Below are 14,259 nucleotides of genomic sequence, written 5' to 3'. Positions count from 1 at the left end.
CGCCTTTCGGGGAGCCCCGAGTGGATCGCACTGCCCAACTGACCGTGCCCGGCGCGGACCGCGCCATCGCATACGATCCGCCGCACGGCCCCGACGGGCCGCAGGCCAGGGCCGTCCGGGTCCTGGAGGACAACTGGACGGGCGCCTCCACCGTGCCCTCCCGCGGCCTGTATCCGCACCAGTGGTCCTGGGACTCCGCGTTCATCGCGATCGGCCTGCGGCGTCTGTCGCCGTTACGGGCCCAGACGGAGCTGGAGACACTGCTCGCCGCGCAGTGGGGCGACGGGCGGATCCCGCACATCGTCTTCAACCCCTCCGTGCCGCTCGACGCCTACTTCCCGAGCCCCGACTTCTGGCGCTCCTCCACCGCCGGGCGCACCGCGGGCGCCCCGCGCACCGTACAGACCTCGGGGATCGTGCAGCCACCGGTGCACGCGCTCGCCGCCTGGCTGGTGCACCGCGCGGATCCCGTGCTGTCCCGGGCGCGCGGCTTCCTCGCCGGGGTGTATCCGCGGCTGGCCGCCTGGCACCGCTACCTGCTGCACCGGCGCGACCTGGGCGGCGCCGGCCTCGCCTCGGTCGTCCACCCGTGGGAGCAGGGCATGGACAACAGCCCCTGCTGGGACGCCCCGCTCGCCCGCGTCACCCCCGCCCCGGCCCGCTCCTTCCGCCGCGCCGACCTCGACCACGGCGCCGCCGAGGACCGTCCGACGGACCTGGACTACGGCCGCTATGTGCGGCTGGCCGCCGACTACCGGGACCGGGGGTACGCCGACGGCCCCGGCGACTTCGCCGTCGAGGACCCCGCGTTCAACGCCCTGCTCATCGCCTCCGAGCACGCGCTCGCCCGGATCGCCCGCGAGCTGGGCGCCACCGGCACGGCCCGCCACGCCCGCGCGGAACGGCTGACGGGCGTGCTGATCGACCGCCTGTACGACGCGCGCCGGGGGATCTTCCTCTGCCGTGACGTGCGCTCCGGCGAGCTGATCCCCGAGCGCGGCGTCTCCGGTCTGATCCCGCTGCTGCTGCCCGCCCTCCCCCGCGCGATCGCCGACGCCCTGGTGCGCACCCTCGCCGGCCCGCACTTCGGCCTCGGCGACACCACCCGCCTGGTCCCGAGCTACGACCTGCTCGGCGAGTCCTTCGACCGGCACCGGTACTGGCGGGGCCCGGCCTGGTTCAACACGAGCTGGCTGGTGGAGCGCGGGCTGCGCACGCACGGGGAGCGGGAGCGGGCGGACGCGCTGCGCACGGCGGTCCTCGACCTCGCGGACGCCTCCGGGTTCGCGGAGTACGTCGATCCGTACACCGGCGAGGCCTGCGGCGCGACCGGCTTCGGCTGGACCGCCGCGCTCGCCCTCGACCTGTCGTACGACCTGCACGACCAGCCGGAAGAACAGCTGTCGCACGACCAGACCACCGCCAGCAGTGAACTCAGGGGAGGGGACCGGGGATGACGGACCGGCATCATCCGCTCGTGCACGGCGGGACGTTCGCCGCCGTGGGAGACGGCGGCGACATCAGCGGGGTGCGGGCCGGCGGGGCGGGGCGACCGGGCCTGCCCGACGGGCTCTTCGTACGCGATGCCCGGCATCTGAGCCGCTGGCAGCTCACCGTCGACGGCGCGGTGCCCGAGACGCTGTCGCCGGTGGCCGACGGGGACACCGCGCGCTGTGTGCGCGTCCCGCGCGGCGGACGGCAGGAGCCGCCCGCGTACACGATCTTCCGCGAGCAGGCCGTCGGCGACAGCTCGTTCGTGGAGCGGCTGCGGGTGACCGGCAACCGCCCGGTGCCGACCACGGTCCGGCTCGCCATCACCGTCGACGCCGACTTCACCGACCAGTTCGAACTGCGCTCCGACCACCGCACCTACGACAAGCCCGGCGCCGTGCGCCGCCGCCAGATCCTCGACCACGGGCTGGAGTTCACCTATCAGCGCGGCGAGTGGCGTTCGTGCACGACGGTCACCGCCGAGCCCGCCCCGGACGCCGTCGAGGAGACCGGCACCGGCGCCCGGCGGCTGGTGTGGACCCTCACGCTGGAGCCGCACGGCACGCGGGAGCTGACCCTGCGGGTGATCGCCCGCCCGCACGGTGAGCGCCGGGCGCTGCGGGTGCCCCGCTCCCCCGCCGCCGTGAGCGAGCAGCGGCAGGCGCGCGAGGGCCGCTTCATGGAGGGCGTGGCCTTCCCGACCGGCTGGCCGGAGCTGGCGGCGGCCTGCGCCCGCGGCCTCGCCGACCTCGCCTCGCTCCAGATCCCGGCGACCGGCCCGGACGGCGAGGATCTGCGCGTCCCGGCGGGCGGCGCGCCCTGGTTCCTGGCGCTGCTGGGCCGGGACGCCCTGCTCACCGCCCTGTTCACGCTGCCGTACCGGCCGCAGCTGGCCGCCCACACCCTCCCCGCGCTCGCCGCGACCCAGGCCGCCGAGGCGCACCCCGGTTCGGTGGCGCAGCCCGGCAAGATCGTGCACGAGGTGCGGCACGGGGAGCTGGCCCACTTCGGTCAGGTGCCCTTCGGCCGCTACTACGGCTCGGTGGACGCCACCCCGCTCTTCCTCGTGCTGCTCGGCGCGTACGTCGAGCAGACCGGCGACACGGCCATGGCCCGCCGGCTCGAACCGCACGCCCGCGCGGCGGTCGGCTGGATGCTGGACCACGGCGGGCTGACCTCACGCGGCTATCTCGTCTACCGCGCCGACCAGGGCGGTCTCGCCAACCAGAACTGGAAGGACTCCCCCGGCGCGATCTGCTGGGCCGACGGCACCCGCCCGACCGGCCCGGTGATGGCGGCGGGCGCGCAGGGGTACGCGTACGACGCACTGCGCCGCACCGCGCACCTGGCCCGCACGGTGTGGTCGGACGAGACCTACGCCGCGCTGCTGGAGCAGGCCGCCGGGGATCTGCGGGACCGGTTCCAGCGGGACTTCTGGATGCCGGAGCGGTCCTTCCCGGCGCTCGCGCTGGACGGCGAGGGCCGCCAGGTGGACGCGCTCGCCTCGGACGCCGGGCATCTGCTGTGGTCGGGGCTGCTGGACAAGGAGTACGGGGAGGTCGTCGGCCGGCGTCTGGTCGAGCCGGACTTCTTCTCCGGGTGGGGCGTGCGGACGCTGGCGGCCGGGCAGCCGGCGTATCACCCGCTGTCGTACCACCGCGGTTCGGTGTGGCCGCACGACAACGCGCTGATCGCGCTGGGGCTGGCTCGGTACGGGCTGCACGACGAGGCGCGGGCGGTGGCGCATGCGCTGGTGGACGCGGCGGGGGCCTTCGGCGATCGGTTGCCTGAGGTGCTGGCGGGGTACGCCCGTGGCACCCATGGGGAGCCGGTGCCGTATCCGCATGCGTGTGTGCGGGAGTCGCGGTCCGCGGCGGCGCCGCTTGCGTTGCTGACCGCGGTCGGGGGCGCCTAGGGAGGGGGCGCGAAGGTCGTTGGGCGACTGCGGGCTGGTGGGGGCTGGTCGCGCCCACGCGGCGGAGCCGCATATCGATACGGCCCCGCACCCCTGAAAAGACCTGTCCGCGCCCTGGGTTGAACAAGGGGCCGGGTCCGGCCGTATGTAACGGCGGCGGACCCGTTCCCCCACGCCGGGTCCGCCGTCAGATGTGTTCCGTACGGAAGGACCCCGGTGTCTCCCACGGCCGTGCGTGTGCTGAGCCGGACGCTCACCGTGTTGTCCGCCGTGCTGGTCCTCGCCGCCCTGCTGCTGCCGAACACGGTGGGCGCGGTGAGGGCGGGGACGTTCGTACGGATACCGGTGGAGGCGGTCGTCGGGGCGGCGCTGCTGCTGGCGCTGCCGCGGCGGCCCCGGGTGGTGGTGGCGGCCCTGGGTGGGCTGGCGCTGGCCGCGCTGACGGTGCTGAACCTGCTCGACATGGGGTTCCACGAGTATCTGGGCCGGGGCTTCAACCTGGTCCTGGACTGGGAACTCCTCGACGACGCCCAGTCGTACGCCGGGGACACGATGGGCCGGGCGGGCGCGTTCGGGCTGACGGCCGGGGCGGTCGTCCTGGTGCTGCTGCTGGGCGCGCTGCTCGCGCTGGCCGCGGTCCGGCTGGGCGAGGTGCTGGCCCGGCATCGCACGGTCGCCGTCCGGTCGACGCTCGCCGCGGCCGTCGTGTGGACGACGACCGCGGCGCTGGGCGTGCAGGTGGCGGGGGTGCCGGTGGCCGCGGATCACGCGTCGGCGGCGGTGCGGACCCAGACGGAGCGGGTGCGGGCCACCCTGCGGGACGAGGCGGCGTTCGCGCGGGAGGCGAAGGCGGACGCGTTCGGCGCGACACCGCCCGGACAGCTGGTCCCCGACCTGCGCGGCAAGGACGTCATCTTCACGTTCATCGAGAGCTACGGCCGCAGCGCCATCGAGGACCCGGCGATCCGCCCGGGCGTCCACCGCACCCTGGAGAGGGAGACGCGGGCGCTGGAGAAGGCGGGGTTCCGGGCGAAGAGCGGCTGGCTGACCTCGGCGACGTACGGGGGCAGCAGCTGGCTCGGCCACTCCACGTTCCTGTCGGGCCTGTGGATCGACAACCAGCAGCGGTATCGCACGGTCACCTCCGGCGACCATCTCAGCCTGACGAAGGCGTTCCGCAAGACGGGCGCGTGGCGGACGGTCGGGGTCATGCCGGGCGTGCAGAAGGCCTGGCCGGAGGCGGAGTTCTACGGACTCGACAAGGTCTACGACGCCTTCCGACTCGGCTATCGCGGGCCGAAGTTCAGCTGGTCGACGATGCCGGACCAGTACGCGCTGGAGGCGTTCCAGCGGCTGGAGCACGGCAAGGAGGGGGACAAGCCGCTGATGGCGGAGGTCATCCTCACCTCCAGCCACCAGCCGTGGGCGCCGATCCCGGAGCTGGTCGGCTGGGACGAGCTGGGCGACGGGCGGATCTTCGAGGAGATCGAGGAGCGGGGTGCCGATCCGGCGGACGTGGTGGCCAGTCCGGCCCGCTCGAAGGAGGAGTACGGCAAGTCGGTGGAGTACTCGGTGACCAGCCTCGCCCAGTGGCTGCGGCGCTACGGCGGCGAGGACACCGTGCTCGTCTTCCTCGGCGACCACCAGCCGATCGCCCGGGTCAGCGGCGAGGGCGCGAGCCGGGACGTGCCGGTGACGATCGTCGCCAAGGACCCGGAGGTGCTGGGGAGGATCGACGGCTGGGGCTGGTCGGACGGGCTGGAGCCCGCCCGGGACGCGCCCGTGTGGAAGATGGACGCGTTCCGGGACCGCTTCCTCACCGCGTACGGCTCCACGCCCTCGCGGAAGAAGGGCTGACCAGCGGGTCGGGGAGGAAGGCCGGTCAGCCGCCGGAGGTGTCCAGCTCCGCGTCCTCGCCGATCCCCGCGCAGTCGTACGGGTCCTTCAGCCAGCCGTCGGGCAGCACGACCCGGTTGTTGCCGGACGTACGCCCGCGCGGGCCGTCGGCGCCGGCCGGCCAGGGCTGGTCGAGGTCCAGCTCGTCGAGCCCGGCGCGCAGCTCCTCCAGGGAGGAGGTGACGGCGAGCCGCTTGCGCATCTCGGAGCCGACGGCGAAGCCCTTGAGGTACCAGGCGACGTGCTTGCGGAAGTCGACGACGCCCTTCGACTCGTCGCCGATCCACTCGCCGAGCAGCCGGGCGTGCCGGACCATGACGTCGGCGACCTCGCGCAGGGTGGGGCGGGCGATGTCCTCGGGGCGGCCCTCGAAGGCGGCGACGAGGTCGGAGAACAGCCACGGCCGGCCCAGGCAGCCGCGCCCGACGACGACGCCGTCGCAGCCGGTCTCGCGAACCATCCGCACCGCGTCCTGGGCGGACCAGATGTCGCCGTTGCCGAGCACCGGGATCTCCGGGACGTGCTCCTTCAGCCGGGCGATGGCGTCCCAGTCGGCGGTGCCGCCGTAGTGCTGGGCGGCGGTGCGGCCGTGCAGGGCGATGGCGGTGACGCCCTCCTCGACGGCGATCCGGCCGGCGTCGAGGTAGGTGATGTGGTCGTCGTCGATGCCCTTGCGCATCTTCATGGTGACGGGCAGGTCCCCGGCACCGGCGACGGCCTCGCGGAGGATGGCGCGCAGCAGGTTGCGCTTGTAGGGCAGGGCCGAGCCGCCGCCCTTCCTGGTCACCTTGGGGACGGGGCAGCCGAAGTTGAGGTCGATGTGGTCGGCCAGGTCCTCCTCCGCGATCATGCGGACGGCCTTGCCGACGGTGACCGGGTCCACGCCGTACAGCTGGATGGAGCGGGGCTGCTCGGTGGGGTCGAAGGTGACCAGCTGCATGGTCTTCTCGTTGCGTTCGACCAGTGCCCGGGTGGTGATCATCTCGCTGACGAACAGTCCCTTGCCGCCGCTGAACTCCCGGCACAGGGTGCGGAAGGGCGCGTTGGTGATGCCGGCCATGGGGGCCAGGACGACGGGCGGCTGGACGGTGTGGGGACCGATCCGGAGCGGCTGCGCGGGCGGCTGTGTGGGCGTGGACATTCCTCCATTGTGCAGCGCAATGAACGGGTAAAATTCATTAGTTAGCCGCACTATCGAAATCGAGTACGATGGGCCCATGCCCGAGCTCAGCCCTCGCCGACGTCTGCTCGTCCTCGCGATCTGCTGCATGAGCCTGCTGATCGTGAGCCTCGACAACACCGTGCTGAACGTGGCGCTCCCCTCCATGCAGGACGACCTGGACGCCACCACGTCCGGACTCCAGTGGACGATCGACGCCTACACCCTCGTCCTCGCGTCCCTGCTGATGCTCGCGGGCTCCACGGCCGACCGGATCGGCCGCAAGCGCGTCTTCATGGCGGGCCTGATCGTCTTCACCATCGGCTCGGCGCTCTGCTCGGTGGCGCCGGACCTGGACACTCTGGTGATCTTCCGCATGGTCCAGGCGGTGGGCGGCTCGATGCTGAACCCGGTCGCCATGTCGATCATCACCAACACCTTCACGGACCCCCGGGAGCGGGCCCGAGCGATCGGCGTCTGGGGCGCGGTGGTCGGCATCTCGATGGCCGCGGGTCCCCTGGTGGGCGGACTCCTCGTCGAGTCGGTCGGCTGGCGGGCCATCTTCTGGATCAACCTGCCGGTGGGACTGGCCGCCCTGCTGCTCACCTTCCGGTACGTCCCCGAGTCCCGCGCCGCCAAGGCCCGCCGCGCCGACCCCCTCGGCCAGTTGCTGGTCATCCTCCTCTTCGGCGGCCTGACGTACGCCATCATCGAGGCGCCCGCGGCCGGGCTCGCGGCGGTCCTGCCGTTCGCGGCGGTGGCGGCAGCGGCGCTGCTGGGCCTGCTGGTCTACGAGCCCCGGCGCACCGAACCGCTGATCGACCTGCGCTTCTTCCGGTCGGCACCGTTCAGCGGGGCCACGGTGATCGCGATCGCCGCGTTCGCCGCGCTGGGCGGCTTCCTGTTCCTCTCCACGCTGTACCTCCAGAACGTGCGCGGCCTCGACGCCCTGCACGCGGGCCTGTGGATGCTGCCCATGGCCGTACCGACGTTCCTGTGCGCGCCCCTGTCCGGCCGCCTGGTCGGCAGCCGGGGTCCGCGTCTTCCGCTCCTCCTCGCGGGGGTCGCGATGACCGCGAGCGCGGTGCTGTTCGCCGCGTTCGAGGCGGAGACCTCCAACGCGGGGCTCCTCACCGGATACGTGCTCTTCGGCGTCGGCTTCGGCATGGTCAACGCGCCGATCACCAACACGGCGGTCTCCGGGATGCCGCGCGCCCAGGCCGGGGTGGCCGCGGCGGTGGCCTCCACCAGCCGGCAGCTCGGGCAGACGCTGGGCGTCGCGGTCGTCGGCGCGGTCCTGGCGGCGGGGATCGGCTCCGCCGGCTACCGGGACACCTTCGTCTCCGCGGCCGTTCCCGGGTGGTGGATCCTCGTGGGGTGCGGGGCGGCGGTCCTGGTGCTCGGCCTGCTGACCACCGGCCCCTGGGCCCGGCGCACCGCCGAGCACACGGCCGCGCGACTGGAGGCCGGGGAGGTCCGCGAGGCGGTGCGCGGCTGAGGGGGGAGTAACCCGGGAGGTAGCGGGCGAAAGATCCCCATATCCTCCGAATATGCCCCCTTCACGTATCCGCATCGGCGTCCTCGCGGCGGTCCTCGGCCTGGTGGCGGTGCTCGGCATCGTCTGGTTGGTGCGCAGCGCCACCACCGGCGGGGAGAGCACGTCCGGCGAGCGGACGGCGGGCGAGCGGACGAACGGCGCCGCCGAGACGGGGAACGGCAGGGAGACCGGCACGGACGGCGGCGGTACGGGGGGCGAGACGGGAGCCGACGGCGGTCGCACCGGGAACGGCGACGGCGGTGGCGACGGGGGCGGAGACGGCGGTGGCGACGGGGGCGGAGACGGCGGCGGGGACGGCGGTGGGGACGGTGGCGGAGACGGCGGGGACGGCGGGGACGGCGGTGGGGACGGCGGCGGAGACGGCGGGGACGGCGGCGGCCGGCGGTCCATCGAGCTGGGGGGCCTGCGCATCGACGGCGACGCCCGCGGCTTCGGCTGTGTCACGATCATGAACGACAGAACCATCCCCGTGACCATCGAGAACGTCACCTTCACCGTGGCGCAGTTCGAGCCGGTCGAGACACCGGTGACAACGACGCCGGCGATCTCGCCCGACACCGCGCACTGCTTCAAGGGCAACGACCAGGGCGGTCCGGGTGTGTCGGATCCGGCCTGCGTCGGCCGCCGGCTGGCCGCGGACGGGCGGTGCACGGCCGGGGCCGTCGCCGCTCCCGGCGCCCCCACCGGGCTGTACACGATCGAGGCAGTGGCTCACTACAGCTTCCTGTGCGACAACGCCGAGATCGATCCATGCAACGACCCACGGGCCGCCTGGGGCGACCGGCCGCCCACGCCACAGGATCCCGTCGTGATCTATGGAAAGTCCGAGCCACTCCCCACGGCGTACGACCACCGGGGCGACGACCCCCAGCCCGAGACCTCCCCGGACACCTCCCCCGTCAGCCCACCCTCGTCCCTCTCCCCGGGCCTGGAATGACCACCGAGTCCACCCCGGCCGTCTCCACCCGTGTCCGGCAGGTCGCCGAGGCGTTGGGGCCGGCCACGCTGGCGACCGCGTTGCTGATCTACTTCGGGTACGTCGCCACCCGCGCCCGGTACGAGTACTTCGGCGTCCCGGTGGACATGACCGGCCGGACCAACCAGGACATGATGCTGGACGGCCTGGAGGTCGTCTTCGTGCCCGCGGCGATGCTCTTCCTCGGCCTGCTCGCGATCGTCGCGATCCACTCCCTCGTCCTGTGGCTGCTCTCCCGCGACCGGCCCGGCCAGGGGGACGGCGCGTCGGACGTGACGGCCTTCGTCGCGTACGGCTTCGTGCTGGTCGGCGTCCTGCTGATCGCCAGGGCGCTCATCGGCATCTTCGTGCAGGGCCCCGAGGTCAGTGTGGTCATCGGCGCCACCCCGCTGTCGCTGGCGTTCGGCCCGGCGGCGGTGGCGTACGGCGTCTGGATCCACGGGCAGCGACGCGGGCACCCGCTGCTCCCGCAGCGGCTGGCCCGGAACGGCGCGATGGGCGTCATCGCCCTCTTCGTCGCCGGGCTGGTCTGGGCGTCCACGCAGCTGGCCTGGGCGTACGGCACGGGCCGGGGCGAGGAGGACGCGGCCGGTCTGGAGGACCGCCCCGAGGTCGTCGTCGAGACGAAGGAGCCGCTGGACGACCCGCCCAGGGGGGTGACCGCGTCCCGGCTCGGCACGTCCGGGGAGGAGGCGCGGACGTACCGTCACCGCTACCGGGGGTTCCGGCTGCTGCTGGCGTCCGGCGGGCGGCTGTTCCTGGTGCCGCCCGAGTGGCGGCGCGGCCGGGACGCGACGATCGTGCTGCCGTACGAGAAGGACATCCGGGTCCGGCTCGTGCCGTAGCCGGGCTCCCGGGACCCGGGGGGCTCAGGTCCGCGCCCGCAGCCCCCGCACCACCAGCTCCACCACCGCCTCGAACTCCTCCTCGACGCCGGGCTGCTCCCATTCCTTGGCGTAGCAGGGGTCGTGGAAGCGGCCGGTGGCCTGGAAGACCGCGCGGGCGGTGGCGGCCGGGTCGGCGGCGGTGAAGGTGCCCGCGTCGAGGCCGGCGCGGACGATGTCCGTCAGCTGGCCGGTGAGGTCGGCGATGTGCTCGGGGACCGCCTCGCCGCTCTCCCGGGTGAGGACCATGTACGTGGCGAACAGCTCCGGGTCGTGGCCCGCCTTGCGGCGCTTGGCGTCGAACAGGGTCCGCAGCCAGGCGCGCAGCCGCTGCTCCGGGTCGCGGTCCCGCTCGGCGACGATGCCGGCCAGCTCCTCCGACGTGCGGTCCAGCCAGCGTTTCGTCACGGCTTCGCGCAGGGCCGCCTTGGTGCGGAAGTGCCGGTACACGCTGCCGTGGCTGACGCCGAGCGCGCGGGCCACGTCGACCACGGTGGCCTTCGCCGGGCCGTGGCGGCGCAGCACCTCCTCGGTCGCTTCGAGGATGCGCTCGGCGGTCAGGGTCTCGCTGGTCGGGGCCATGTCCTAGACGGTACCGGGCGGGCGGATCACCGCTCGCTGTCGAGGTGTGCCATCTGGGCCGCGGCATAGCGGTCGCCGGCCGCCGCGTCCGCCGGTACGGCGTCCTCGATCGCCGCGAGGTCGGCCGCGTCCAGCGTCACGTCGAGCGCGCCGAGGGCCTCCGCCAGCCGGTCGCGGCGGCGGGCGCCGACGAGCGGCACGATGTCCTCGCCCCGCGACAGCACCCAGGCGATGGCGATCTGCGCCACGGACACGTCCTTGCGTTCGGCGATCTTCCTCAGCTCGTCCACCAGCCGCAGGTTGTGCCGGAGGTTGTCGCCCTGGAAGCGGGGCGAGTGGGCGCGGAAGTCGTTCCCGGCGAGCTGCCGGTCGGCGGTGAAGTGGCCGGAGATCAGGCCGCGCGAGAGGACACCGTACGCGGTGATGCCGATGCCCAGTTCCCGGGCGGTCGGCAGGATCTCCTTCTCGATGCCCCGCGTGATCAGGGCGTACTCGATCTGGAGGTCCGTGATCGGCGCGGTGGCGGCGGCCTTGCGCAGGGTGTCGGCGCCGACCTCGCTGAGGCCGATGTGCCGGACGTACCCCTGCTCGACGAGTTCGGCGATCGCGCCGACCGTCTCCTCGATGGGGACGTTCGGGTCGAGCCGGGCGGGTCGGTAGATGTCGATGTGGTCGACGCCGAGGCGCTGGAGCGAGTACGCGGCGAAGTTCTTCACGGCCTCGGGCCGGCCGTCGTAGCCGAGCCAGTCGCCGTCCGGGCCGCGCAGGGCGCCGAACTTCACGCTGACCAGGGCCTGTTCGCGGCGGGCCGGGGGCGCGGAGCGCAGCGCCTCGCCGATCAGCAGCTCGTTGTGGCCCATGCCGTAGAAGTCGCCGGTGTCGAGCAGGGTGACGCCCGCTTCGAGGGCCGCGTGGATGGTCGCGATCGACTCGGCGCGGTCGGCTTCGCCGTACAGCGCGGACATGCCCATGCAGCCGAGACCGAGGGCGGAGACCTGGGGGCCGGTGGTTCCGAGGGTGCGGGTCTGGTTCGTCGTCATGCACCCAAGAGTGACATGACAGCTGACAGATTTCAATATCTGTCAGCTGTCAACCGTCACCGCAGAACGGTCACCGCAGCTCCTTGCCCCAGCCCTCACCTGCGCCGACCTCGTATCCCGGCGCGGAAAAACAAAAGTTCCCCGCGCCCTCCAGGGGCGCGGGGAACTGTGCGGCGATTCAGGCGACGACTAGCAGCCGATCAGGCGAGCCGCCAGGTAGCCCTCGATCTGGTCCAGGGAGACCCGCTCCTGCTTCATCGAGTCCCGCTCACGGACGGTCACCGCGTTGTCGTCCAGCGTGTCGAAGTCGACGGTCACGCAGTACGGCGTACCGATCTCGTCCTGGCGGCGGTAGCGGCGGCCGATGGCGCCGGCGTCGTCGAACTCGATGTTCCAGTGCTGGCGCAGCGCCTGGGCGAGGCCCTTGGCCTTCGGGGACAGCTCCGCGTTGCGGGACAGCGGGAGGACGGCCGCCTTCACCGGGGCGAGGCGGTGGTCCAGGCGCAGCACGGTGCGCTTCTCCATCTTGCCCTTGGCGTTGGGCGCCTCGTCCTCGACGTACGCGTCGAGGAGGAAGGCCAGCATGGTGCGGCCGACACCGGCCGCGGGCTCGATGACGTACGGCGTCCAGCGCTCGCCGGCCTCCTGGTCGTAGTAGGCCAGGTCCTGGCCGGAGGCCTTGGAGTGCGCGGTGAGGTCGTAGTCGGTGCGGTTGGCGACACCCTCGAGCTCGCCCCACTCGCTGCCGCCGAACTGGAAGCGGTACTCGATGTCGGCGGTGCGCTTGGAGTAGTGGGAGAGCTTCTCCTTGGGGTGCTCGTACCAGCGCATGTTCTCCTCACGGAGACCCAGGCCGGTGTACCAGTTCCAGCGCTGCTCCATCCAGTACTCGTGCCACTTCTCGTCCTCGCCGGGCTTGACGAAGAACTCCATCTCCATCTGCTCGAACTCGCGGGTGCGGAAGATGAAGTTGCCCGGCGTGATCTCGTTGCGGAACGACTTGCCCATCTGGGCGATGCCGAACGGCGGCTTCTTGCGCGAAGCGGTGTGCACCAGGGCGAAGTTGGTGAAGATGCCCTGGGCGGTCTCGGGACGCAGGTAGGCGACGGAGCCGGAGTCCTGGGTCGGGCCGAGGTGGGTGGAGAGGAGACCCGAGAACTGCTTGGGCTCGGTGAACTGGCCCTTGGTGCCGCAGTTCGGGCAGTTGATGTCGGCGAGGCCGTTCTCCGGGACCCGGCCCTTCTTCTCCTCGTACGCCTCCTCCAGGTGGTCCGCGCGGTACCGCTTGTGGCAGGAGGTGCACTCGGTGAGCGGGTCGGTGAAGGTGGCGACATGGCCGGAGGCGACCCAGACCTCGGGGGCGAGGATCACGGACGAGTCGATACCGACGACGTCCTCGCGCGACGTCACCATGTAGCGCCACCACTGGCGCTTGATGTTCTCCTTGAGCTCGACACCCAGCGGCCCGTAGTCCCAGGCGGCACGCTGGCCGCCGTAGATCTCACTACACGGGAAAACGAAGCCACGGCGCTTGCTCAGGCTGACGATGGTGTCGATCTTGTCGGCGGCCACGGTGCTCTCTTCATTACGACGACGGGCGACGAAGCGAGATGCTTCCAGCGAATGCTTCAGGTTACCGGCGTGCACTCCCCCTGAACCAAATCGGGATCCCCTCATGCCGCAGGCGGCCGTTTGTTGACAACGGTTTCCACTTTTGTTGAAAATGACTCTCATGAACGTACGACGACACCTCATACCCACCGCAGCGGTGACCGCCCTGGGTCTCGCTGCCCTGACCGCCTGCTCCAGCGACTCCGCGAACGCGGGCAACACGGACAAGTTCGATGTCGTCGCGTCGTTCTACCCGATGCAGTTCCTCGCCGAGCAGATCGGCGGGGACCACGTGAACGTCACCACCCTCACCGAGCCCGGTCAGGAACCGCACGACCTGGAGCTCTCCACCAAGCAGACGGCCCAGCTCCAGGAAGCCGACGCGGTCCTCTACCTCAAGACCCTCCAGCCCGCCGTCGACGAGGCCGTCGCCCAGGCCGGCGTGAAGACCAAGATCGACGCCACCACCCTCACGAAGCTGGAGGACCACGGCAGCGTCGAGCACGACCACGAGCACGGTCACGAGGGCGAGGAGCACGCCGGGGAAGAGGCGCACTCCGAGGAACCCTCCGGCGAGCACTCCGAGGAGGAGGAGCACGCCCTCGACCCGCACCTCTGGCTCGACCCGGTGAAGTACGCCGAGGTCGCCAAGGGCGTCGGCGCCGCCTTCGAGAAGGCCGACCCGGACCACGCCGCCGACTACAAGAAGAACACCGACGCGCTGGTCGCCAAGCTCAACGGCCTCGACACGAAGTTCGAGGACGGACTGAAGGACACCAAGACCAAGGTCTTCTTCACCAACCACGCCGCCTTCGGCTACCTCGCCGAGCGCTACGGCCTGACCCAGGAGGCCATCAACGGCCTCGACCCGGACTCCGAGCCGAGCCCCGCCCGGATCAAGGAGCTCCAGGAGGAGGCCAAGGCCGACGGCGTGACCACCGTCTTCTACGAGACACTGGTGAGTGACAAGACCGCGAAGACACTCGCGAAGGACGCCGGCCTGAAGACCGACGTGCTCGACCCGCTCGAGGGCATCACCGACAGGTCCAAGGGCGACGACTACTTCCAGGTCATGGAGTCCAACCTCACCGCGCTGAAGACGGCCCTCGGCGCCAAGTGATCGCGAACTGATCGTTACGGAGGCCAC

The 14,259-nt window shown here is 72.1% G+C and carries 11 protein-coding genes; 7 read left to right on the top strand and 4 right to left on the bottom strand.

Annotated features, from left to right (window positions below; all coding sequences use genetic code 11):
• Window positions 1-20 precede the first annotated feature (20 nt).
• From ACIG0D_RS02995 to ACIG0D_RS02985, 3 genes are all read left to right on the top strand, one after another.
• Window positions 21-1,457: an MGH1-like glycoside hydrolase domain-containing protein gene (locus tag ACIG0D_RS02995; protein WP_399795892.1), complete on the top strand. Its 1,437-nt coding sequence runs from the start codon at window positions 21-23 to the stop codon at window positions 1,455-1,457.
• Entirely contained in the window at window positions 1,454-3,406 is a 1,953-nt protein-coding gene (locus ACIG0D_RS02990; RefSeq protein WP_399795890.1) for a glycogen debranching N-terminal domain-containing protein, read from the top strand. The genes ACIG0D_RS02995 and ACIG0D_RS02990 overlap by 4 nt, the downstream gene beginning before the upstream one ends.
• Before the next feature lie 216 nt (window positions 3,407-3,622).
• Window positions 3,623-5,263, top strand: a complete 1,641-nt coding sequence (locus tag ACIG0D_RS02985) for a CDP-alcohol phosphatidyltransferase (RefSeq protein ID WP_399795889.1) — start codon at window positions 3,623-3,625, stop codon at window positions 5,261-5,263.
• A gap of 25 nt (window positions 5,264-5,288) precedes the next feature.
• Here ACIG0D_RS02985 and dusB read toward each other — a convergent pair whose 3' ends face one another.
• Window positions 5,289-6,443 carry a tRNA dihydrouridine synthase DusB gene (dusB, locus tag ACIG0D_RS02980; RefSeq protein ID WP_399795888.1) on the bottom strand — a complete coding sequence of 385 codons (1,155 nt, stop codon included), beginning with the start codon at window positions 6,441-6,443 and terminating at the stop codon, window positions 5,289-5,291.
• A gap of 76 nt (window positions 6,444-6,519) precedes the next feature.
• Between dusB and ACIG0D_RS02975 the strand changes: the two genes are divergently transcribed.
• From ACIG0D_RS02975 to ACIG0D_RS02965, 3 genes are read left to right on the top strand one after another with little or no spacing between them, the layout of a single operon-like run.
• Window positions 6,520-7,959 carry an MFS transporter gene (locus ACIG0D_RS02975; RefSeq protein ID WP_399795887.1) on the top strand — a complete coding sequence of 480 codons (1,440 nt, stop codon included), beginning with the start codon at window positions 6,520-6,522 and terminating at the stop codon, window positions 7,957-7,959.
• 52 nt (window positions 7,960-8,011) lie between these two features.
• Window positions 8,012-8,956 (top strand): hypothetical protein, encoded by a 945-nt coding sequence (locus ACIG0D_RS02970; protein ID WP_399795886.1) that lies wholly within the window; start codon window positions 8,012-8,014, stop codon window positions 8,954-8,956.
• The gene (locus ACIG0D_RS02965) at window positions 8,953-9,840 is read left to right on the top strand and encodes a hypothetical protein (RefSeq protein WP_399795885.1); all 888 of its coding nucleotides are present in this window, start codon (window positions 8,953-8,955) and stop codon (window positions 9,838-9,840) included. The genes ACIG0D_RS02970 and ACIG0D_RS02965 overlap by 4 nt, the downstream gene beginning before the upstream one ends.
• Window positions 9,841-9,864: 24 nt before the next feature.
• On the opposite strand, the gene ACIG0D_RS02960 is transcribed toward ACIG0D_RS02965, so the two are convergent.
• From ACIG0D_RS02960 to ACIG0D_RS02950, 3 genes are all read right to left on the bottom strand, one after another.
• Window positions 9,865-10,461 carry a TetR/AcrR family transcriptional regulator gene (locus ACIG0D_RS02960; protein ID WP_399795884.1) on the bottom strand — a complete coding sequence of 199 codons (597 nt, stop codon included), beginning with the start codon at window positions 10,459-10,461 and terminating at the stop codon, window positions 9,865-9,867.
• A gap of 26 nt (window positions 10,462-10,487) precedes the next feature.
• The gene (locus ACIG0D_RS02955) at window positions 10,488-11,501 is read right to left on the bottom strand and encodes an aldo/keto reductase (RefSeq protein WP_399795883.1); all 1,014 of its coding nucleotides are present in this window, start codon (window positions 11,499-11,501) and stop codon (window positions 10,488-10,490) included.
• Window positions 11,502-11,690: 189 nt separating this feature from the next.
• Window positions 11,691-13,073 carry a glycine--tRNA ligase gene (locus ACIG0D_RS02950; protein WP_365758980.1) on the bottom strand — a complete coding sequence of 461 codons (1,383 nt, stop codon included), beginning with the start codon at window positions 13,071-13,073 and terminating at the stop codon, window positions 11,691-11,693.
• Window positions 13,074-13,233: 160 nt separating this feature from the next.
• On the opposite strand from ACIG0D_RS02950, the gene ACIG0D_RS02945 reads away from it, so the two are divergent.
• Entirely contained in the window at window positions 13,234-14,232 is a 999-nt protein-coding gene (locus tag ACIG0D_RS02945) for a zinc ABC transporter substrate-binding protein (RefSeq protein WP_399795882.1), read from the top strand.
• Window positions 14,233-14,259 lie beyond the last annotated feature (27 nt).

Source organism: Streptomyces sp. NPDC052773 (assembly GCF_044547145.1).
Taxonomy (GTDB): Bacteria; Actinomycetota; Actinomycetes; order Streptomycetales; family Streptomycetaceae; genus Streptomyces.
Note: the sequence above shows the minus strand (reverse complement) of the source record. Positions and strands in the feature narration are given on the sequence as shown.